The organism is Phenylobacterium sp., from assembly GCF_036723115.1.
In the GTDB taxonomy this organism is placed as follows: Bacteria; Pseudomonadota; Alphaproteobacteria; order Caulobacterales; family Caulobacteraceae; genus Phenylobacterium.
In genome coordinates this window covers 1-21,687 of the sequence record NZ_DAIMHV010000031.1, presented here as the reverse complement: position 1 = coordinate 21,687, position 21,687 = coordinate 1, and the positions used below count along the sequence as shown (strand labels likewise).

The window sequence follows — 21,687 nt, the reverse complement described above, 5'->3', positions numbered from 1 at the left end:
GGCCGGGACCTCGTCGCGCCGCCTGCCGCTGTGGGCCTCGGCGAGCTCTTCCGGGGCGAAATCATCCACGGCCACCACCGCCTGCACGGCGGCCTCGGCCGCCTTCAGGGCCTCATAGTCCGACAGGCTGAGGGCGCCCTTGTCCAGGGCGGCCTTTGGATCGCGGACCTTCAGGGACTTCAGCTGGTCGCGGATGGGCTCTGTGCGGATGACCAGGTCCAGGGCGTGCTCGAGCTGGGCCACCGCCTCGTTCCCCTGGCCAAGATAGACCCCCTCGGTGAGGCGATCCCGGGCGGCCGAAGGCTCTAGCAGGATTCGCGCGCAGGCCCGCCGGACCCGGTCGCTGGGCCCCCGGCGGACCACGCCGAAGGGCAGGACGAAGATCTGCATCAGCCAGGCCACCGGCCGGCTGGGGAAGTTGTCCAGAATCTCCTGCAGCCTCTGTTCGATGGTCAGGAAACCCTCGGCCATCAGATAGTCCACCAGCGGAAGGTCGGCCTCCTGGCGGCCCTCTTCCTCCCACCGCTTCAGGACGGCGCTGAGCAGATAGAGTTCCGAAAGGATGTCGCCGAAGCGGCCCGACAGCATCTCCTTGCGCTTCAGCGAACCGCCCATGGACAGGAGCGCCCCGTCCGAGGCCAGGGCGAAGGCCGCGGCATAGCGGCTGAGCCGGCGATAGTATTTGCGGGTGGGGCCCGCCTCCGGCGCCGGGCCAAGTCGCCCGTCGCTCCAGGCGCGGACGAAGGCGTTCCTGGCCGTGCGCAGGATGTGGCCCGCATGGGCCCAGACCGCCACGTCGAAAGCCTCCAGACCCCGCTTGGTGTCCTCGTCGGCCAAGGCCTCCATTTCCTTCAGGATGAAGGGGTGGGCGCGGATGGCGCCCTGGCCGAAGACGATCAGGCTGCGGGTGAGGATGTTGGCCCCTTCCACCGTGATGCCCACGGGAACGGACCGATAGAAGTTGCCCAGGTAGTTTTTGGGGCCGTCGATCACCGCCTTGCCGGCATGGACGTCCATGGCGTCATTGGCCGCGATGCGCATGCGCTCGGTGGCGCTGTTCTTCATGATGGCCGAGACCACCGACGGATGGTGGCCCAGCGCGAGGCCCGCGCAGGTGAAGCGGCGGGCGGCGTCCAGCAGATAGGCGTTGGCCGCGATGCGGGCCAGGCGCTCCTGCACGCCCTCAAACTCACCCACGGGAATGCGGAACTGGGTGCGAATACGGGCATAGGCGCCGGTGGTGCGCGCCGCCATGGCCGTCCCGGCGGCCGAGAGCGAGGGCAGGGAGATGCCGCGGCCCGCCGCCAGAGCGGCGTTCAGCATCATCCATCCCTTGCCGATCTGCTCGCGCCCGCCCAGCACGGCGTCCAGAGGCAGGAAGACGTCCGTCCCCGAGTTCGGCCCGTTCTGGAAGGCCTGCATGGAGGGCAGGTGACGGCGGCCGATCTCGACGCCCTTGGTGTCGGCGGGGACCAGCACGACGGTGATGCCCAGATCTTCCTCGCCGCCCAGCAGGCGGTCGGGGTCCTGCAGCTTCACGGCGAGGCCCAGGACCGTGCAGACGGGGCCGAGCGTGATGTACCGCTTGGCCCAGTTCAGTTTCATGCCCAGGACCTTCCGGCCCTCATATTCACCCTCGCAGATCACGCCGGTGTCGGTCATGGCCGCGGCGTCGGAGCCGGCCTCGGCGCTGGTGAGCCCGAAGGCGGGGATCTCACGTCCGTCGGCCAGACGCGGCAGCCAGTGGGACTTCTGCTCGTCGGTCCCGAACTGCAGCAACAGCTCGCCGGGGCCCAGCGAGTTTGGGACCATCACGGTCACGGAGGCGGCCACCGAACGGGTGGCGATCTTCCGCACCACTTCGGAGTGGGCGTAGGGGCTGAATCCCAGGCCGCCATAGGCTTCCGGGATGATCATGCCAAAGAAGCGCTCGCGCTTGATGAAGTCCCAGGCCTCCGGCGGCAGGTCGCGGTCTTCCCAGGTGATCTTCCAGTCGTCGAGCATGGCGCAGAACTGCTCGACGGGGCCGTCGATGAAGGCCTGTTCGGCCTCGGTCAGCCGGGCGGGCGGAATGTCGTGGAACTTGGCCCAGTCCGGATCGCCGGAAAACAGATCGGCGTCCCACCACACGTCGCCGGCGGCGATGGCTTCGGCCTCGGTGGCCGACATCTCCGGCAGGACTCCCTTGGCCAGGTGATAGATGGGCCGCGTGACGATGTCGCGGCGCAGGGCGTTCCCGGCCATGTGGCGTCTCCTTCTGCGATAGCGGTGCAGGAGGCGAACGCGCGCTGGCCAGCTTCGTTCGCCAAAATCGGCGTGAGCTGGGGCGAGCCCGTCCAAGGAATGCGTGACCTATCCGGAATATTTGCGGCCACGCTTGAACGGGACGGATGGTCGAACGGTTTTCCCAACCAGGCCGGCTCCGGCCGGAACACCCCTTGCGAGGACGCCCCATGGCCACCCAACCATTCGAGATGGAAGAGCAGGACCAGGCTGAAATCCTGGATGAAGACAATGTCATCGGCTCAGGAGATGACATTCCGCCTGCGGAAATGCGCACATTCGAAGAGCTTCCCGACGTCCGGGATGAGACCACAGCCCTGGGCGACGCCGATGACGACGCCGCGGCCTTCGCCGAGGACCTCGATCCCGACGAACTGCTGGCCCTGGTCGAGGACGAGCGGGACGGCCTCACCGCCAGCCAGGACCCTGACGCTCGGGCGCCCACCGAAACCGCCGCGCCGATGGGCTCAGAGGATGAGGTCCCGCTGGTCCGTCGCGACATGGCCGGCGCTCCGGACACCGATCGCGCCGACCCGGCCCGGCTGGAGTCGTCGCGCCTCAGCGAGCGCCAGATCGATGATCTGGGCTATGGTCAGGACGACCTAGGCTAGGGCTGGGTCCATCTAGGATTGCTACGGACTGGATGGCGCCGGCGGGCCATGCCAGCTTCGACCTCGTCCGCCCCGGGACGGCGCCGAAGGAAGGAAGCCCATGTCCGACGTCACCGACTGGAAGGCCCCGCCGGGCTCCCAGCTTGAGCGCCTTCTGGGGCTGGCCCGCGCTCCGGCCCCGGTGCGCACCGCCGTGGTCCATCCGGTGGACGGCCTGTCCCTGGCCGGGGCGCTGGAGGCGGCCCAGGCGGGTCTGATCGCCCCTGTCCTGGTGGGGCCTGCGGCGAAGATTCACGCGGCCGCCAAAGCCGTGGACCTGGATATCTCCGGCCTGGAGCTGCGCGATACGCCTCACAGCCATGCGGCGGCGGCCGAGGCCTGCGCCCTGGTGCGTTCGGGGGCGGCCGCGGCGATCATGAAGGGCGCGCTTCACACCGACGAACTGCTGGAGGCTGTGATCCATCCCGCCCTTGGCCTTCGGACCGAGCGGCGGATGAGCCATGTCTTCATCATCGACGTGCCCACCTATCCCAAGCCCCTGCTGGTGACCGATGCGGCCATCAACATCGCTCCGGACCTGGCGACCAAGCGCGACATCGTCCAGAACGCCATCGACTGCGCCCGCGCCATGGGTGTGGAACGGCCCAAGGTGGCGATCCTGGCGGCGGTGGAGACGGTCAATCCCAAGATGACCGCCACTCTGGACGCCGCGGCCCTCTGCAAGATGGCCGATCGCGGTCAGATCGTCGGCGGCGCTCTGGACGGTCCCCTGGCCTTCGACAACGCCATCTCCCGCGAGGCGGCGGAGGCCAAGCATATCGTCTCCGATGTGGCCGGGGACGCCGACATCCTGCTGGTGCCCGATATCGAGTCCGGCAACATGCTGGCCAAGCAGCTCTTCTATCTCGCCCGGGCCCAGTCGGCGGGGATCGTCATGGGCGCCCAGGCGCCGATCATGCTCACCAGCCGCTCCGACGGGGTGCTCTCGCGGCTGGCCTCCTGCGCGGTGGCGCTGCTGGTGGCCCAGGCCGGCCGGCTGAAGCCTGCCCGTTGATCCCATGGAGATCCTCGTCCTGAACGCCGGCTCCTCGAGCCTGAAGTTCGCCATCTACGAGTCTGACCCCCAGGGCGAACCGGAGTTGCGCCTGGGCGGCCAGATCGGCGGCCTGCCGGACGCCGCCCGCCTGAGCGCCCGCGCGCCCGGGCAGGCCGAAAGCGTTGAGGACTGGTCCGGACGGGGGGGCGACCCGCTGGAGGGCCTCTTGGCCTGGCTCACCGCCGCGGGGCGACCGTCCCCCCGGGCCGTGGGGCATCGCATCGTCCATGGCGGACGTGACTTCGTGGCGCCGGCCGTGCTCGACTCCGCCGCCCTGGCGGCGCTGGAGGCCCTGGTCCCCCTGGCGCCCTTGCACCAGCCCGCCAATCTCGCCGCCGTGCGCGCGGCCAGCCGGGCCTTTCCCGAGGCCGTGCAGGTGGGCGTGTTCGACACGGCCTTCCACGCGACCCAGCCGCGCCTGTCGCGGCTCTACGCCCTGCCGCGCCCGCTTATCGACGAAGGGGTGATCGCCTACGGCTTCCACGGTCTGTCCTATGACTACATGGCCGGTCGCCTGGGTGAGACCTTTGGACCGGAGGCTGGCGGGCGGGTGATCGTGGCCCATCTGGGCAGCGGGGCCTCGCTCTGCGCCCTGCGCCGGGGAATGAGCCAGGCCACCACCATGGGCTTCTCCGCCCTGGACGGCCCGCCCATGGCCACCCGATCGGGCTCCATTGACCCGGGGGTCCTGCTCTATCTGATGGAGCGCCACGGGATGGACGCCCAGGCCCTGAGCGACCTGCTCTACCGCCGCTCCGGCCTGCTGGGGGTTTCGGGCGAGAGCGGCGACATCCGCCGCCTGCTGGCCAGCCAGAGCCCCTTCGCCGCCGAAGCCGTGGACCTGTTCGTCGGCCGGATCGTGCGCGAGATCGGCGGCCTTGCGGCCGAGTTGGGGGGGCTGGACAAGCTCGTCTTCACGGCCGGCATCGGAGAGAATGCTTCGGAAATTCGCGCCCGGATCGCCCGAGGCTGCGCCTGGCTGGGGGCGGAGCTGGACTCCGCCGCCAACCTGTCCGGCGCCGAGATCATCAGCACGGCGGCCAGCGCCGTTGAGCTTCTGGTCTGGCCCACGGACGAACAGCTGGTGATCGCCCGGGCGGCTTTGGACATGGTCGGTGAGGACTGAGGCCCTAAGGGGATCGGCCAGGAAAAAGGCCGGGCGAGTACGCTTCGCCCGGCCTCTATCTTTTGCGCAGGAACGCGCTCTTAGAGCCTGATGCGATCAGACGGAACCGTCTGATCGTTGAATCAGGCTCTAAACTCAAAGACTTGAGCGCGCTTCGATCCGATAACCGGTTCCCACTTGTCGGACCGCGCTCTAGAACTTGTAGCCGACGCCCGCGGAGATGACCCAGGGGTCCAGCTCGACCTTGGTCTTCAGCCCGTTCTTGGTGTCGGTCGCGTCGGTTTCGAAGAACACCTTCTTGACGTCCACATTGGCGCTCCAGGGACCGACGGTGGCGATGTCCACCCCGGCCTGCAGGGCCAGGCCGAAGCCGTCATCGATATCCAGCTTGAAGCCGTTCTGATCCTTGCCGTTGTAGAAGATCATGTAGTTGATCCCGGCGCCCACATAGGGGCTGACCTTGCCGGCCGGCGCGAAGTGGTACTGCAGGGAGACCACCGGCGGCAGGACCCAGGTCTTGTGGACGTCCAGATTGACGCCGGTCCCCTTGGCCTTGACCTGATGCTGGGTGGTGCCAGCGATCGCCTCGATGGCGATGTTGTCGGTGAAGAAGTAGGTCAGGCCCAGGGTCGGCATGACGTCCTGGTTGACCTCAGCCCTCAGGCCGGTGGCCGCGCCGCCCGTGGTGGTGATCGGGTTCCCGGCCTCCGGATCCACGCTGGTGACGCGCAGGTTGATCATCTTCACGCCGGCCGCCTTGGGCTCGAAGTCCTGAGCCTGGGCGATCCCGGCCGTTCCCAGGGCGAGACCTGCGGCGAAGAGGGCGACTGCGGTTTTCATTTTCACTATCCCCGTGATTGGCGGCTGCGAGCCGCGTGATGGGGATGAGCCCGCCCGGGGCGGGTTTCCTTGATCTGGCGCAATTCAAGCTTGGCCATGGGTGCGTGGCTGTTTGACGCGGGTCAAGGCGCAGAGCGTCGCGCAGGGGTTGAGTGGCCTCATCGACGACCCAGGAGGCGCTCATGTCGAAATCGATCTCGAAGGATATCCGCCAGGATATCGACCACACGCTGGAAGACGTGGCCAAGGCCCTGCGCGCGGCGGCCGAAACCCTGACCGAAGAGACCGAGGAGGCGATCGCCAATGCGGCCCAGGCCGTCAAACGCGCGGCCGACACCCTCGCCGAAAAGGCCGGCAAGCCCGCCAAGGAAGCGGCCGAGAAGGCGGTCAAGGAGGTCAAGGACCATCCCATCGTTTCGGCCGGCGCCGCCTTGACCGCCGCGGCCCTGCTCATCAGTCTTCTGGTGGCCGAGCGACGCCGAAAGGACTGAGCGCGCGCGCCTTCGGGCGCCGCGCCATCTTTTCCCCATCCCTCCGATTTCGGACGCCAAATGATCTATCCTGACCTCCTCGTTCACCTGGAAACCTATCCCGACGCCCTGCCGGACGCTGCGGTGGACAAGGTCGCGGCCCTGGCCGTGGCCCTGGGCGGAGGCGGAACGGCGATCTCGCCCCATGTGCGCATCCCGCTGAAGGGCGCGCGGCTGGCGAGCTTCGCCCTGAAGCTCGACGATCTGGCCAGGTCCGAGGAGGCCCGCGCCCGTCAGAACGCCGACCACCTGGCGGCCCGCTTCGCCGCCGCTGTCGAGGCTGGGGGGGGCGCTTCCACGGCCGTCCATCCGGCCTGCGAACTCTTCGAGATCGGCGAGGTCACCGCCCGCCTGGCCCGCACCCGGGACCTCACCCTGCTGCCGGTGGCGGGCGAGGCCGGCGCGCATCTGTCGGTGGCCGAGGCGCTGTTGTTCTCGTCTGGTCGGCCGGCCCTGCTGTTCCGCGCCGACGGCGCCGGCCCGCCGTCCGGGCTGGAGAACGTCATGGTGGCCTGGGACGGCAGCGCGCCCGCCGCCCGGGCGGTGATGGCCGCCATGCCCGTGCTGAAGGCCGCGAAGAGCGTCACCATCCTCAGCATCCTCAACGAAAAGGCGGGCGTCAGCGAAGAGCAGGGCGAAGATCTCGTCCGTCACCTGGCCCGGCACGGCGTATCGGCCAGCAAGCTGAGCTTCGATGCGGCCGGCGCAACCATCGGCTCGGTGCTGGAGCATGTGTGCGCCCGCCAGCAGGTGGACCTGCTGGTCATGGGGGCTTTCGGTCATTCCCGCGCCCGCCAGTTCATCCTGGGCGGGGCCACGCGGAGCGTGCTGGAGGCGCCGCCGGCGCCGGTTCTGCTGGCCCATTAGGCGCCAAGGGACGGGCGGGGCGCGGCTGGCGTCGCGCCTTTATCTCCCTCGCTCCCTGGTCTAAGCCGGTCGCCAACCGCGCGATCGGCGGACCTTGAGTGACGGGGCGATCATCTTGATATTTCGTTGTTTTCTAAGCGGCGTCGCCGGCGCCGCCCTGCTGGGACTGGCCGCAGGCCCCTCGGCGGCGGAGACTCTGGCCATTCGCGGCGCCACGGTTTTCGACGCCACGGGCGCCGAGCCGCGGACCGCTGACGTCGTGGTGCGGGACGGCCGCATCCTGGCGGTGGGGCAGGGGATCGCCATTCCCGCCGACGCGCGCACGATCGACGCCGCCGGCAAGGCCCTGCTGCCGGGGTTCTTTGACGTTCACACGCACTGGACGCCCAACGGCCAGCCCGCCGCAGCCCCGGCCATCGCCACGGCCTATGTGCAGGCCGGCGTGACCACGGTGAACGACTTCCACCAGCCGCCGGAGGCCTTCGAGCCGCGCAGGCGCTGGGAATCGCAGCTGGCGACCCCGCATGTGAACCTCACGGCGCGGATGAGCACGCCTGGGGGGCATGGGGCCGACTGGGCCGACACCGCCACCACCAAATGGGTCAATTCCCCAGACGCCGCCCGCAAGGCGGTGCGGGACCTGCTGCCCTACCAGCCCGACCTCATCAAAGCCTTCGTGGACGGCTGGCGTTATGGGCTGTCGGCCGACAACACCAGCATGGATGTGGGCACCCTGTCGGCCCTGGTGGACGAGGCGCACAAGGCCGGGCTGAAGGTGGTCACCCACACGGTCACCGTCGCCCGCGGTCGCGAAGCGGCCCAGGCCAAGGTCGACATCATCGTCCACAGCCTGCAGGACCGCCCCATCGATCCCGAGACGGTGGCCATGCTCAAGGCCGCCGGCGTCGCCTATGCCCCGACCCTGGCGGTCTACGAGCCGGTGAAGCCTGGCCAGGCGCCGCCCAGCGATCCCGACAGCCCCCGCGCCCGCCAGCAGCGCGCCAAGTTCGACTACGCCCTGCAGAATGTGAAGGCGCTCCATGATGCTGGCGTCCTGGTGGCGCTGGGCACAGATGCGGGGATGCCCGGAACGCCGCACGGGGTCTCCACCCTGCGGGAGATGGAGCTCCTGGTGCAGGCGGGACTGACGCCCCGTCAGGCGCTCATGGCCGGAACCGCCCACAGCGCGCTGGCCATGGGGCTGGAAAAGGATCGCGGGACCATCGCCCCGGGCATGCGGGCCGACCTGGTGCTGATCGATGGCGCGCCCTGGCGGGACATCTCTGACACGCGCAAGGTCGAGCGCGTCTTCATCGACGGTCGCGAGGTGGTCGGTCCGGGCGTGGCCCTGCCGCCGGCCAACAGCGTCATGACCATGCCGGCCCTCCCGGCGCAGAAGCTGATCGACGACTTCGAAGGGGCGCCGGGCCGCACGCGGCTGGACACCCTGCGGGTCCAGGACACCGACGGCGGCGTTGATCGCAGCACCCTGGTCAGCCTGGTGGCGCCGGAGGTGGGCGGCGGCCATGCCCTGCGCCTGGCCGCCCGGATGTCCATCAAGGAGAGTCCCCATGCCGGGGTCATCCTCCCGCTCAGCCGAGGCTCGGTTGAGCCTGTGGACGCCAGCGCCTTCCAGGGCCTGAGCTTCCGCGGCCGGGGCGACGGCGGCGAATATCTGGTGATGGTCCGCACCGTCGCCGGCTGGTGGGTCAAGCCGGTCCTCGCCGGACAGGAATGGAGCGAGGTGAGGGTGGCCTTCGCCGATCTGGCTCCCATCCCGGGGTGGCGCAGCCCCAGCGCCGGCTTTGAACCCACCGAGCTGCTTGAGATCGAGTTCGGAGGCGGCCGGGCGCCGGGAGAACTGCTGTGGCTGGAGATCGACGACGTCGAATTCTTCTGATCAACGACCTCTGTAATCCAAACCTCGGCGGCGCCGGAAGCATGGTCTTCCGGCGCCATTTTCTTGTTCAGTGTGACGAATTGGTGGCGCCTTGTGGAGAATAACGGCGCTACACCTGCTCGGGCTCATATCTGCGGGAGCGCAGAGGGCTGATTACAGCGAACGCTGATCGCCCGAATACACTGAGGGGAAAATGATGACTTTCAAATCCTGGGGCCGTCGCGCCCTTCTCGGCACATCCATGCTCGGACTGGTGGGCGTCGGCTCGGCGCTGGCCCAGGCCGATGATTCGATGGTCCAGGAGATCGTCGTCGTCGGCTCCCAGATTCAGGGCGCGCGGATCACCGACGCGGTTCCTGTGACGGTGCTGGGCCAGGAAGAGCTGCAGGCGGTGGCCGCGGCCTCGGGCGACGAACTTTTCCGGTCCATCCCGCAGATGGGCGATGTCAGCTTCAACTCGGCCTATCTGCCCAATTCCAGCAACAGCGCCCGCGGCGATGTGGGCTCGGTCAATCTTCGCAATCTCGGGGTCGGCAACACCCTGGTGCTGCTGAACGGTCGCCGGGTGGTCACCCACCCCACCAGCCGGGCGGACGAAAACCTGGTGCCGGTGCTGACCTACAACACCAACGCCATTCCGGTGAACGGCCTGCAGCGCCTGGAAGTGCTGCGCGACGGGGCGGCGGCCCTCTACGGCTCCGACGCGGTGGCTGGCGTGGTCAACACCGTCCTGCGCACCGACTACCACGGGGTGACGCTTGAGGCCCAGTATGGCGGCGCCGAGGGCACGGGCCTGCGCCAGACCGACCTGTCAGGCCTGTTCGGGCACAATTTCGACCGGGGCAACCTGACCCTGTTCGCCAGTTACACCGACCGGAGCGCGCTGAACGCCTCGGACCAGGCCTATACCGCCTCGGCCGATCGCACGCCGCTGTTCGTCGGCACGCGCTTCGAGGGCGCGGCCTCGCTGGACGGCCGCAGCACGGTGACGCCGTGGGGCTATTTCCAGGCGGACGGGGTGGTGCGCCGCAACGGCGCCTTGGTGACCTCTACCGCGGGCTTCTTCCATTACCAGCCCGAGACCAATCCCGGCTGCGCGGCCAGCGTCGGCGGCGGCTACTGCATCGATGACGGGGCGATCGCCACCAGCGGGGTCGACCGCAATCTGCGCTTCGACGCGCCCGCGGCCTATGACACCACGGTCATCCCCGAGGTGGAGCGGATCAACCTGTTCCTCACCGGCAACTATGACCTTACTGACGATGTGACGGCCTTTGGCGAGCTGGGCTATTACACGGCCACCACCCGCGCCATCCAATCGTCCACCGGCACCCTTGCAGCCCTGCCGATCACCATTCCGGCGGCGAGCTACTACAACCCGTTCGGCCCGGTGACCTTCGCCAACGGGGCGGTCAACCCGAACCGCCTGCCGGGGATCGACGCCCCCGCTGCGGGGCGCAACGTGACCCTGCGCACCTACAACTTCTCGGACGTCGGCGCCAACCAGGTGGACGTGGAGAACAGCCAGTGGCGGGGCTTGGTGGGCCTGCGCGGCCAGCGGTTCGGCTTCAACTGGGAAGGCGCGCTGCTCTACTCCAAGGCCGAGGTGGAGGACGTCTCCGACGGCATCAGCGCCACCCTGCTGCAACGCCAGCTCTCCCTGTCGACCCCTGACGCCTACAACCCCTTCGGCGGCGCCAATCTGGCCAATCCCAGCCTGGCCGACGACAAGCGCAGCAGCCAGGCGGCCATTGACGCCATCAAGGTCAAGACCATCCGGCGCAACACCAGCTCGCTCGCGCTGGCGGACTTCAAGGTCTCGCGCCCCGACCTCTTCGCCCTGCCGGGCGGGGATGTGGGCATGGCCGCGGGCCTGGAATTCCGTCGCGAGACCCAGAAGGATGATCGCGACGCCCGGGTGGACGGCACGATCAACTTCACCGACTCCGTCACCGGCCAGGCCTATGTGGGCGATCTGATCGGCACCAGCCCGTCGCCCGACACCAAGGGATCGCGGACGGTCAATTCCGCCTTCCTGGAATTCCTGGTCCCGGTGGTCTCGCCGGACATGAACATCCCGCTGATGCAGTCCTTCGAGATGCAGCTGGCCGGCCGCTACGAGGACTTCAGCGACGCAGGCTCGGTGGCCAAGCCCAAGGCGGCCTTCGCCTGGGACGTCATCGACGGCGTGCGGCTGCGGGGCTCCTGGGCCCAGGGCTTCAAGGCGCCCAATCTGGAGCAGGTGAACGCCACCCTGGTGACGCGCTCCAACACCCGCACGGACTATGTGCGCTGTGAAGCCGACCTGCGGGCGGGCCGGATCACCAGCTTCTCGGCCTGCTCGCGTTCGGGCAGCACCACGGCGCGCCGGGCGGGCAACCCCGACCTGCGCCCGGAGGAGTCGGAAACCTGGGCGGTGGGCGCGGTGTTCGAACCGCAGTTCCTGCCCCCGGGCGTGGGGAACTTCGTCTTCACCGTCGACTACTGGCGCGTGAAGCAGCAAGGCATCGTCGGCCTGTTCGGCGAGGGCAACGCCCTGACCCTGGACTATCTGATGCGGGTCCAGGGCTCGACCAATCCGGCCGTGGTCCGCGCCGCGCCGACGCCGGACGACATCGCCGCCTTCGCGGGAACCGGCCTCGATCCTGTGGGACAGGTTCTCTACGTCACCGACCAGTACCGCAACCTGCTGCCGCAGGAAGCTCGCGGCATCGACTTCGGCGCCACCTGGAGCCTGCGTGGAACCCGCTATGGCGACTTCTCGGTCAGCGCCAATGCGGCGCACCTCCTGAAGTTCTATCGCCAGCCTTCGGACGACATCCAGACCCTGCTGGACGCCCAGGCCGCCGGCCAGATCAATGCGGGCTTCAACATCGGCGGCGGCGGCGACCTTGTTCGCGACGGCGGCCGGCCGGAGTGGAAGTGGTCGGCCTCGGCCACCTGGCGCTACGAGCAGTTCACCCTGGGCGCCTTCACCCAGTATGTGGGCGACGTGCAGGACTTCGACCTGGTGGACGCCAATGGCAGCCCCTGGATCGTGGACAGCCAGATCACCGGCAATCTCTACGGTCAGTATGACTTCTCCGAGGGCCTGGCGGCCGACACCCGCCTGCGGGTGGGGGTGCGCAACATCACCGACGAGAAGCCGCCTCTTGCCGCGGATGGCTATCTGGCAGAACTCTATACGCCCTACGGCCGCTACTGGTACGTGAGCGTTCGCAAGAGCTTCTGACCCTGCGCCGGGCGGACCTTCTGGTCCGCCCGGACATTGCGCCTGGCTCCGGGGCGCCTTCGAGCCGGAGCCCCCAATTCTGAAGTGGAGTCGCCCATGCGTCCGTTTCCTCTGAAGTCGCTGCTGCTGGGCGCCGCCAGCCTGGGTTGGGCGCTGGCCGGCTCAGCCGCCGCCGAAATCACCGCCCAGGACAAGGCCGCCCTGATCAGGGCCGTGGACAAGGGCGCGCCGCGCATGGCGCAGGTCGCCCAGACCATCTGGGGCTATGCCGAGGTGGGCTATCAGGAGACGAAGAGCTCGGCCCTGCTGCAGTCGGAACTGCGCAAGGCGGGCTTCAAGGTCGAGCCGGGCGTGGCCGGCATGCCCACCGCCTTCGTGGCCAGCTTCAAGACCGGCGAGGGGCCGGTCATCGCCATCCTGGCGGAGTTCGACGCCCTGCCGGGACTCGCCCAGGAGGCGCGGCCCGTGCGCGCGCCCATCCTTGACCAGATCGCCGGCCATGCCTGCGGCCACCATCTTTTCGGCGCGGCGTCTGTGGCCGCCGCCCAGAGCCTGGCCGCCTGGATGAAGGCCAACAATGTCCCCGGCGAGATCCGCGTCTATGGGACGCCCGCCGAAGAGGGCGGGTCGGGCAAGGTCTATATGGTCCGCGAGGGCCTGTTCGCCGACGTGGACGCGACGCTGCACTGGCACCCCAGCGACAGCAACAATGCGGCCCAGACCGTCTCCCTGGCCAATATCTCCGGCAAGTTCCGCTTCGCCGGCGCCTCGGCCCACGCCGCGGCCGCACCTTTCCGGGGCCGTTCGGCCCTGGACGGGGTGGAGATCATGAATGTGGCGATGAACTATATGCGCGAGCATGTGCCCGACGGCACGCGCATCCACTATGCGATCACCGACGGGGGCGACGCCCCCAATGTCGTGCCGGACAAGGCCGAGGTCTATTACTATGTCCGCCACGCCGATCCGCGGGTGGTGCGCGACGTCTTCGCCCGCATGCAGAAGGCCGCCGAAGGCGCCGCCCTGGCCACCGAGACCACTGGCAGCTTCGAGCAGACCGGCGGGGTCTACAACATGCTGGTCAACGACACCCTGGGCCAGGTGATGGACCAGGCGCTGCGCGAGGTCGGTCCTCCGGAATGGGACGCCAACGAGATCGCCTTCGCCCAGGCCATGACCGCACAGCTGCCCAGTGGCCGCAAGCCTGCCCCGGTCAGCGATATCGGCGCCTATTCCGTCGGCGGCGGGGGCGGTGGTTCCACCGACGTGGCCGATGTCAGCTGGGTGACGCCCACCGCTGGCATGGTGGCTGCGACCTGGGTGCCCGGAACGCCGGCCCACAGCTGGCAGGCGGTGGCCGCCGGGGGAACCTCCATCGGCGCGAAGGGCGCGGTGGTGGCGGCCAAGACACTGGCCCTGGCCGGGGCGCGCCTGCTGACTGAGCCCGACCTCGTGGCCGCCGCTCAGGCCGAGCTGACCACAAGGCGGGGTGAGGACTTCACCTATCAGGCCATGGTGGGAGACCGTGCGCCGCCGCTGGACTATCGCAAGTCCGCGAAGGGCGGCGAATAGACCGTCTCAGCCCGCCTGCCGCAGCAGCGGCGCGGGCTGACGCACCTCGGCCTCGGCCCACAGCACCGCGCGGTAGGCCTCGAAGCACCGCTGACCGCAGAGCAGCCGCATCAATGCGCCCTCGGCGATGGCCGGGAGCACTTCGGGCATGGTTTCGGCCAGGGGAACCAGGGCCTCGGCGTTCCAGGCCTTGGAATGCTCCACATCGAGCACGGCGTGGAGATCAAAATACTTGCGCAGCTTGGGCGCCAGTCCCAGGCGCTTGAGGCCCGCGGCCACCGACGCCACGCGGGTAGGGGCGGTCAGCTCGACCACGCCCAGCGCGCCCACCGAATGGAAGGCGTATCGCCGGGTGGTGGCGAAGGCGGTCATGGTGTTGGCCAACGCCAGGGACTGCCAGAGCGTGCTCTCGATGGTGGGGGTCAGTTCCAGGCCGGCCACCGTCATGTCGAGCATGGGGCCGTGCATGCCGCCCATGTTCCCGCGGCCCATCTCGTCCCAATAGTTGCGGGCCAGTTCCAGCTTGGGGCGGGCCGGCAGCTTGACCTGGGTCATGGCCACCAGGTCGTCAAAGCCCGCCTCGCCGGCGGCTTCCTGGGTCAGGAACCAGCGCATCTGGTCCAGGTCGGCCTCCGTGGCCAGCCAGTCGAACAGGGGGTCCCACTGGCCGGGCCCACTGGCCTTGAGCTCTTCGAACCAGGCGATGAAGCCTTCCGGATCCAGCGGAACCTGCGCCACCTGATCGGCGATGCGGGCGCGGAACGCCTCGATGAACTCACCCTCGCGCAGCAGCATCTTCTCATCGCGGCGAAGCTGCAGCCGCCAGTCCACCCGCGGGGTGGTGGGCGACAGGCGGGTGTGGTTCCAGCGGGCGAGGCCGCGATGAAGGCTGTCGGGGTCGGAAAAGCCGGCGGCGGGGGCGCTGTCGAGCGCCAGACCATGGATGGTGGCCATGAATTGATCTCCTGTGCCCGGCATTAAGGCGCCTCGTCGCACAGGGTTCCTAAGGTCGTGCTTCAGCCCAGAAAAAGGGCCGGAAGGGCCTGCCAGACCACGGCCAATGTCGAGAATCCGACGCCCAGAAGCCCCACCGCGCGACGCCAGTGATCCTCCGGATCGGCGGCCGGCCGGACGAGGACCGCGGCCAGCAGGCCGTTGGCCAGCAGGCATAGGGCGGTGAGGCCTGCGATCCAGGCCGTGGAGGCGGGGCGGGCGGCCGGGCCGTCCAGGGCGAAGATGCTGGCGATCCCATAGACCCCCAGGAAGTGCGTCCCCCAGACGCTCAGCCCGCCCAGCAGGAAAACCCAGGCCGCCATCTCAGAAAGCTCCGGGGAAGAGGCGGGGAACCAGGGCGAAGCCCGCGCCCTGGACCGCCAGATAGCCCAGGAAGATGCACACCAGGTCGGCGGTGCTGGGCGTGCGGTGGTCGAACCGCTTGGCCACGAGGCGCGCCACGCAGAAGCACGCCATCACCAGGCCGAAACCGCCCAGGGCCAGCTGGAAGCTGATCAGGGCGAACACCGTGGCCCCCTGGCTGGAGGCGACGGGGTCGAGGCCCACGCTTCTCCAGGCGCCCATGTCGAGGCCTGCGGCCGTCAGCAGGGCGAGGATGGAGGTCGCGATGGCGGCGGTGGCCGCGGCTCCGGCCCAGGCGTCTGTGCGCCGGATCAACCGCGGGGCCGCGAGCGCCAGGGCGCCGGCCGCGCCGCAGAGCAGCAGCAGAGGCGCCAGGCCCCCGGCCGGGGCGATCCACAGGCCAGGATTGCGGCTCCAGAGGAAGACGTAGCTGAACAGGGCCAGCGACCCGATCATCCCGGCCACCACCAGGACGCTGAACATCGCCCACCAGCCATGACTGCCAGGGCCGGTGACATAGGTGGGCGCGGTCAGGCCGGCGCCGATTTGGGCGGTCTCCACCTTGGGCCGGATATCGATGTCCCAAAGCCAGCGCAGCACGGCCAGCACGGCGAGAGCGGCGGAGACGAGGCTGAGCCCATAGGCCTGAACCGTAAGAAGGGCGAAGAAGCCGGCCGTGAACAGGGCGGCCCCCAGAGGCCAGGCTGTGGGTCCAGGCAGGGTCTGGACGTAGTGCGGCTCGGCGTTGAGGGGGCTAGTGACCAGGGTTTCGCGCCGTCCGGTGCTGTTGGCGGCCATCAGATAGCGCCCGGCGGCCACGTCACGGCCCAGGTCCGGATCATCCCAAAGGGGATAGCGGCTCTTGACCACCGGGATGCTGCGCAGGCCAAACCGGCCAGACGGCAGCCATTCCAGCGTGCCGCCCCCATAGACGTCCCCGCGAGAGTTGCTGATGCTCAGGCGGAAGTTCCGCGCCAGATCCCACAGGAAGAGGGCCACGCCGGCCGCCAGGATGAAGGCGCCCACCGTGGAGATGAGGTTCAGAAGCTCCCACCCCCGCCCGGGCAGATAGGTGTAGACCCGCCGCGGCATGCCCATCAGGCCGGTCAGGTGCATGGGCAGGAAGGCCACGTGCATCCCGGCGAAGATCAGCCAGAAGACCCACTTGCCCAGGCGCTCCGACAGAGCGCGGCGGCTGACCAGGGGAATCCAGTAGTAGAGGCCCGCAAAGAGCGGAAACACCATGCCGCCAATGAGCACATAGTGCAGGTGGGCGACGATGAAATAGGTGTCGTGAGCCTGCCAGTCGAAGGGCGCCAGGCCGACCATCACCCCTGTCAGGCCGCCCATGGTGAAGATGATCAGCGAGCCAAGCGTGAACAGGCCCGGCGTGTTGAAGCGGAATTTCCCCGAGCCCGCCGTGGCGATCCAGGCGAAGACCTGCACGCCGGCCGGTACGCTCACCGCCATGCTGGCGGCCGAGAAGAAGCTCACCGACAAGGGCGGCATGCCCGTGGTGAACATGTGGTGGGCCCAGACGCCGAAGCTGATGAAGCCCGTCGCCAGAATGGCCAGGACCACCAGGCGGTAGCCCACCAGGGGCGCGCGCACCACGGTGGGGATGATCATCGACATCATGCCCGCCGCAGGCAGGAAGATGATGTAGACCTCTGGGTGGCCGAAGAACCAGAACAGATGCTGCCACAGCATCGGGTCCCCGCCTCGGGTGGGGTCGAAGAAGGGCCAGTTCACCGCCCGCTCCAGCTCCAGGAGCAGGGTGCCCAGGATGATGGCCGGGAAGGCGATCAGGATCATCACCGCAAAGACCAGCAGGGCCCAGGCGATGATGGGCATGCGCCCCAGGGTCATGCCCGGCGGCCGGGTCTTCATGACCCCCACCAGGATCTCGATGGCGCCGGCGATGGCGGAGATCTCGATGAAGCCGATGCCCAGCAGCCAGAAGTCGGCGTTCAGACCCGGTGAGAAGGCCTTGCTGGTGAGGGGCGGATACATGAACCAGCCCCCGTCCGGGGCCAGGCCGAAGAACAGCGACGAGAAGAAGAACAGCCCGCCGGCCAGATACGCCCAGAAGGCGTAGGCCGACAGGCGGGGAAACGGCAGGTCCCGCGCCCCGAGAATCTGAGGCAGCAGAAGGACGGCGATGGCCTCCACCGCCGGGACGGCGAAGAGGAACATCATCATCGTCCCGTGCATGGTGAAGAACTGGTTGTAGGTCTCCGGCGGCAGGATTTCGGCCATGGGGGCGGCGAGCTGCACCCGCATCACCAGGGCGAGGATTCCCGCCAGGATGAAGAAGAGCAGGGCCGCGCCGATGTAGTAGGGGCCGATATAGTTGTTGTTCACCACCCGGAACCAGCCGGTCCACCCCGGCGGGCGGGCCCACATGCGCTCCAGTTCTTCCGCCTCGCCCTCCGGCCGGGGCGCGGGGTCGGGAAAACGCTCCAGCAGCCGCGGGTCGAAGCCCGTCTCGCGGCTCATCTGAGGCTCGCCATATAGGCCGACAGATCGGTGAGTTCGGCGCCCGACAGCTGGCGATAGGGGGGCATGCGGTTGCCGGGCTTGATGGTCTGGCTATCGGAAATCCAGCCGGCCAGGGCGCCGTGGTTGTTGGGCAGGATTCCCCCGCCCAGGGTGCGGCGCGCCCCCACATGGGTCAGGTCAGGGCCGGCCCGGCCATTGGCCTCGGTTCCGGCGATGGTGTGGCAGGCGCCGCAGCCCACGGCGTCGAAAATCTCGGCCCCGCGGGCGGCGCGGGGGGCAGCGGGCGGGGCGGCGGGCTCGGCCAGCCGCGCCAACCGGGCCTGGAAGTCGGCCGGTTCATGGGCGACCACCGCCAGACCCATCAACGCATGGGGGCCGCCGCAATACTCCGCGCACTGGCCGCCATAGACGCCGGGCGCGTCGGCCTGAACGCGCATCAGGTTGATCCGCCCGGGGATCATGTCGAGCTTTCCCGACAGGCGGGGCACCCAGAAGCTGTGGATCACGTCGGCCGAGGTCAGCTCGAAGACCACGGGCTCGCCGACGGGGATGTGAATCTCATTGGCGTCCTGGGCGACGGGGCGGCCCTCAGCGTCCAGATAGACCACCCGCCACCACCACATCTCGCCAGTCACCCGGATGCGGCGTTCGTCCCCGCGAATGGGCTCCGTCAGGCTGGCCGTGAGGATCAGAGCCCACACCAGAAGACCGGTGAGGACAACGACTGGAAAGGCGATGCCGCCGATCCAGACCAGGCGCTCGCCCCCCAGCCTGGCCTTCAGTTTCGGATCGCCGAACAGGGCCACGGCTATGGCCGCCAGGACCACGGCGAAGACCACCACGAACATGATCGCCAGCGCCCAGGCCAGCACCACGATCTGGCCGGCATAGGGTCCGGCGGGGTCCAGCACCGGCGGCGGCCAGCCGGCCAGGACCTCACCGAGGCTGGAGCGTGAGGAGATAGGCTGCGACATCGCGGGCTTCGGTCTCGGTCAGGGGCATGGGCGGCATGCCGCCCTGGGGGGAAAAAGCGGTGGCGTCGCGAACGAACTCGGCCAGGGGCTCGGGCTGGTTGGGCAGTTTGCCGGCGATCAGGCTGCGGGCGGCGAAACCTTCGAGGGAGGGGCCCACGCGGCCGCGGGGCCAGGTGACGCCGGGAATGATATGGCATGCGCCGCAGCCGACCTGCTGGACCAGGACAAGCCCCCGCGCCGGATCAGCGCCGGCGGCCGGCTGACGCTCGGGCGCGCCGCCCCCGCAGGCGCCAAGCCCGAGGCAGAAGACCGCGGCCAACCAATGGCGCAGGCCTCGTCTTTGCGGGTTGCTGATCTCCCCCATCCCGTCTGGAACCTTCAGCGCGCCATGTGGTTCCGCTTGGCGATGGAATGTTCGGGGCGATCGCCAAACCTGAAGCTTCCGCTGGCGGCGATCTGCGCCCTGGTGGTGAGCGCCTGCAGCCCGAATTCGCCTGGCCGGGACGACCCCTTCACCGCCACCGGAGAAGTCATCGCGCTCGGCGGCGGTGATCGCGGGGTGATCAACGCCTGCATCACCTGCCATGGCCTGGCCGGGGAGGGCGACGGCGCCATGACGCCCAGGCTCGCGGGGCTGTCCCAGGGCTATCTGCTCAAGCAGATGCAGGACTATGCGGACGGCCGCCGGGCCGATGCGGTGATGGGACCGGTGGCGCGGGGCCTCTCCATGGAGGCGCGTGTCCGGGTGGCCGACTATTACGCCGCCCTGCCGGCGCCACAGACGCCGATGTCCGGCTCTGCGGTGGAGGGTTCCGCCTCCGCCGCGCAGCTCTATCACCAGGGCGCGCCGGAGCGAGGCCTGCCGGCCTGCGCGGCCTGCCATGGTGAGGCGGGGCAGGGCGTCGGGCCGGGCAATCCCCCTGTTCATGGGCAGCCCGCGGCCTATCTGGCCGAACAGCTGGTGCGCTGGCGCGACGGACGGCGTCAGAACGATTCCGGCCGCACCATGCTGCTGGTCAGCCAGCGGCTGACCCCTGCGGAGATGGCTGATCTGGGGGCGTATATGACGGTTCTCGCGGGTTCTCCGGGGGATCGAGGAACGGCACCATCGCCGCCGTAGCGTCGTCGCGGTTCCAGAAGTGGTGCTTCAGCGCCGCGCCCACATGGCCAAAGATCAGGAAGATCAGCAGGATGGCCAGGCCAAGGTGTATGGTGCGGCCGACATCCATGATGCGCCAGCGAACCTCGCTGGGCAGGTCGTGCAGCGGCAGAAGCGGCCAGGTCACCACGCCGGCGAGTTCGATTGGCTGCTCGGCGGCCATGGCCGACCACATGGCCCATCCGGTCAGGGGCAGGATGAGCAGGATGGCGTAGAAGGCGTAGTGGGTGGCGTGGGCCGCCGTCCTCTGCCAGCCGGGCTTGTCGGCGTCGTTCTTCGGTCCCGGCACCATCAGACGCCAGGCGCCGCGCATCAGGATCAGCACCAGCAGCACCGCGCCGACCTGGCTGTGCAACTGATAGGCCTCCAGCTTTTCGCCGCCCACTGGCAGGCGGCCCATCCGCCAGCCCCACCAGAGCTGAAACACCACCAGCGCCGCCATGGTCCAGTGAAAGGTCTGGCCCACGGGGGAATAGCGCCGCTGACGGGTGTGGCCGTGCGCCCACTGGCGCAGGCGCTTGACGAGGCTCATGGGCGGGCGGGCTCCGCGTCGGGTCCGATCAGGCGCGCCATGCGGGCCAGCGCGGCAGCCAGATAGATTCCGCTGGCCGGGGCCCACATGATCAGGCCGGCCAGCTGCTGGTCCTCCAGGCCCGTCAGGCCCCAGGGTTCGGTGGTCGCCAGATGGGGCCCGAACAGGGGGGCGCCGGCGAAGGTGATCAGCGCGCCGAGCAGGCCCATGAGCACCATGGAGATGAACAGGGCGCCGATGGCAAGGGGGGCCGCGGCGCGCTGAACGCTCGTCCAGAAGGCGGCTGCGCCGCCCAGGAGGGAAAGCTGCATCAGCCAGTAGAGGCTGTCGCTGGATAGCGCCGCGGCATAGGGCGAGGGCGCATGCCACAACCAGAAGATCGCCGCATGCACCGCTGTCCAGGCCAGCGGGCCGCCCGGCAGGCGCGCGGTCCAGGGCTGCAGGGCTCGGGCGATCAAGGGCGCGGCCAGGCCCACCAGGAGGACGTGATGGGTGACCCGTGCGGAAAAGAGGGCGGAACTCAGGGCGCAAAGCGGCGACACGAACAGCACCGCCAGAACTGCGGCGGCGGCCCACGCATAGCGCCGCTCCGGCGCGGGCAAGCGAGCGGCCGCCAGGGCGCCTGCCGCCAGGACGGCGATCAGCACCGGGTCGAGGTTCCAGCGAGCCAACCACTCCAGAGGCGTCGGGGCTATGCCGCAATAGGGCGACCAGATCTGAGGCTGGGCCATGGCGTCCCTTGCGCGGTTGCTTGCGGCGATATCCTGCGAACCTTCACAACACACAGGCGACAGGCGCGGTTCCGCAGCTTTCGGCGCTAAGGCGCGCGCGAGCGCCGACCCTTGCGCTAGAGTGTCGTGATGAAGACCCTGCTGATCGTCTTTCACTCCCGCACAGGCGGCGCGCGCCAGATGGCTCAGGCTTGTGCTGAGGCCGCGCGCACAGCCGCGGCGGAGGTCGCCGTCCGGCTGGTGGAGGCGACGGAGGCTGTCTCCGCCGATCTGCTCGAGGCTTCGGCCTATGTGTTCGCCTGTCCGGAAAACCTCGCGACAGTCTCCGGGGAGATGAAGGCCTTCTTCGACCGCACCTATTATGACGGGCTGGATC

Annotated in this window: 19 protein-coding genes; 10 read left to right on the top strand and 9 right to left on the bottom strand. The window is 69.0% G+C overall.

Features of this window, described 5'->3' with window-relative positions:
• A partial coding sequence (locus V7D28_RS05525) for an acyl-CoA dehydrogenase (RefSeq protein WP_333586365.1) occupies positions 1-2,244 on the bottom strand: 2,244 nt, incomplete at its 3' end.
• A 209-nt stretch (positions 2,245-2,453) separates the two neighbouring features.
• On the opposite strand from V7D28_RS05525, the gene V7D28_RS05520 reads away from it, so the two are divergent.
• The 3 genes from V7D28_RS05520 to V7D28_RS05510 all read left to right on the top strand — a co-directional run bounded on the left by V7D28_RS05520 (position 2,454) and on the right by V7D28_RS05510 (position 5,116).
• On the top strand, positions 2,454-2,894 hold the full coding sequence (locus tag V7D28_RS05520) for a hypothetical protein (protein WP_333586364.1): 441 nt from the start codon (positions 2,454-2,456) through the stop codon (positions 2,892-2,894).
• 100 nt (positions 2,895-2,994) lie between these two features.
• Positions 2,995-3,948, top strand: coding sequence for a bifunctional enoyl-CoA hydratase/phosphate acetyltransferase (locus V7D28_RS05515; RefSeq protein WP_333586363.1), 954 nt, complete (start codon positions 2,995-2,997; stop codon positions 3,946-3,948).
• Between the two features lie 4 nt (positions 3,949-3,952).
• Complete coding sequence (locus V7D28_RS05510; protein ID WP_333586362.1) at positions 3,953-5,116, top strand: acetate/propionate family kinase; 1,164 nt, start codon at positions 3,953-3,955, stop codon at positions 5,114-5,116.
• A 192-nt stretch (positions 5,117-5,308) separates the two neighbouring features.
• Here the strand turns inward: V7D28_RS05510 and V7D28_RS05505 are convergent, their stop codons facing one another.
• Positions 5,309-5,956: an OmpW/AlkL family protein gene (locus tag V7D28_RS05505; RefSeq protein ID WP_333586361.1), complete on the bottom strand. Its 648-nt coding sequence runs from the start codon at positions 5,954-5,956 to the stop codon at positions 5,309-5,311.
• A 182-nt stretch (positions 5,957-6,138) separates the two neighbouring features.
• Between V7D28_RS05505 and V7D28_RS05500 the strand changes: the two genes are divergently transcribed.
• The 5 genes from V7D28_RS05500 to V7D28_RS05480 all read left to right on the top strand — a co-directional run bounded on the left by V7D28_RS05500 (position 6,139) and on the right by V7D28_RS05480 (position 14,057).
• Positions 6,139-6,447, top strand: coding sequence for a hypothetical protein (locus tag V7D28_RS05500; protein WP_333586360.1), 309 nt, complete (start codon positions 6,139-6,141; stop codon positions 6,445-6,447).
• Between the two features lie 60 nt (positions 6,448-6,507).
• Positions 6,508-7,353, top strand: a complete 846-nt coding sequence (locus V7D28_RS05495; RefSeq protein WP_333586359.1) for a universal stress protein — start codon at positions 6,508-6,510, stop codon at positions 7,351-7,353.
• A 115-nt stretch (positions 7,354-7,468) separates the two neighbouring features.
• The gene (locus V7D28_RS05490; protein WP_333586358.1) at positions 7,469-9,253 is read left to right on the top strand and encodes an amidohydrolase family protein; all 1,785 of its coding nucleotides are present in this window, start codon (positions 7,469-7,471) and stop codon (positions 9,251-9,253) included.
• A gap of 196 nt (positions 9,254-9,449) precedes the next feature.
• Positions 9,450-12,485 carry a TonB-dependent receptor domain-containing protein gene (locus V7D28_RS05485; protein ID WP_333586357.1) on the top strand — a complete coding sequence of 1,012 codons (3,036 nt, stop codon included), beginning with the start codon at positions 9,450-9,452 and terminating at the stop codon, positions 12,483-12,485.
• A gap of 96 nt (positions 12,486-12,581) precedes the next feature.
• A complete protein-coding gene (locus tag V7D28_RS05480) occupies positions 12,582-14,057 on the top strand; it encodes an amidohydrolase (protein WP_333586356.1) in 1,476 nt (491 codons plus the stop codon).
• A 6-nt stretch (positions 14,058-14,063) separates the two neighbouring features.
• On the opposite strand, the gene V7D28_RS05475 is transcribed toward V7D28_RS05480, so the two are convergent.
• From V7D28_RS05475 to V7D28_RS05455, 5 genes are all read right to left on the bottom strand, one after another.
• The gene (locus V7D28_RS05475; protein ID WP_333586355.1) at positions 14,064-15,011 is read right to left on the bottom strand and encodes an iron-containing redox enzyme family protein; all 948 of its coding nucleotides are present in this window, start codon (positions 15,009-15,011) and stop codon (positions 14,064-14,066) included.
• A 62-nt stretch (positions 15,012-15,073) separates the two neighbouring features.
• Positions 15,074-15,373, bottom strand: coding sequence for a hypothetical protein (locus V7D28_RS05470; protein ID WP_333586354.1), 300 nt, complete (start codon positions 15,371-15,373; stop codon positions 15,074-15,076).
• Position 15,374: 1 nt separating this feature from the next.
• Positions 15,375-17,912, bottom strand: coding sequence for a cbb3-type cytochrome c oxidase subunit I (locus tag V7D28_RS05465; protein WP_333586353.1), 2,538 nt, complete (start codon positions 17,910-17,912; stop codon positions 15,375-15,377).
• The gene (locus tag V7D28_RS05460) at positions 17,909-18,889 is read right to left on the bottom strand and encodes a c-type cytochrome (RefSeq protein ID WP_333586352.1); all 981 of its coding nucleotides are present in this window, start codon (positions 18,887-18,889) and stop codon (positions 17,909-17,911) included. The genes V7D28_RS05465 and V7D28_RS05460 overlap by 4 nt, the downstream gene beginning before the upstream one ends.
• Positions 18,852-19,253, bottom strand: coding sequence for a c-type cytochrome (locus tag V7D28_RS05455; RefSeq protein WP_333586351.1), 402 nt, complete (start codon positions 19,251-19,253; stop codon positions 18,852-18,854). Before V7D28_RS05455 ends, V7D28_RS05460 begins: the two co-directional genes overlap by 38 nt.
• A gap of 42 nt (positions 19,254-19,295) precedes the next feature.
• Between V7D28_RS05455 and V7D28_RS05450 the strand changes: the two genes are divergently transcribed.
• A complete protein-coding gene (locus V7D28_RS05450) occupies positions 19,296-20,009 on the top strand; it encodes a c-type cytochrome (protein WP_333586366.1) in 714 nt (237 codons plus the stop codon).
• Here V7D28_RS05450 and V7D28_RS05445 read toward each other — a convergent pair.
• Together V7D28_RS05445 and V7D28_RS05440 are read right to left on the bottom strand one after the other, a co-directional pair.
• Positions 19,906-20,580 (bottom strand): cytochrome b, encoded by a 675-nt coding sequence (locus V7D28_RS05445; protein WP_333586350.1) that lies wholly within the window; start codon positions 20,578-20,580, stop codon positions 19,906-19,908. The two genes, V7D28_RS05450 and V7D28_RS05445, sit on opposite strands and share 104 nt — an antisense overlap.
• Entirely contained in the window at positions 20,577-21,311 is a 735-nt protein-coding gene (locus V7D28_RS05440) for a cytochrome c oxidase assembly protein (RefSeq protein ID WP_333586349.1), read from the bottom strand. The genes V7D28_RS05445 and V7D28_RS05440 overlap by 4 nt, the downstream gene beginning before the upstream one ends.
• A gap of 129 nt (positions 21,312-21,440) precedes the next feature.
• Between V7D28_RS05440 and V7D28_RS05435 the strand changes: the two genes are divergently transcribed.
• Positions 21,441-21,687 (top strand): NAD(P)H-dependent oxidoreductase (locus V7D28_RS05435; RefSeq protein ID WP_333586348.1); only part of this gene is annotated, 247 nt, incomplete at its 3' end.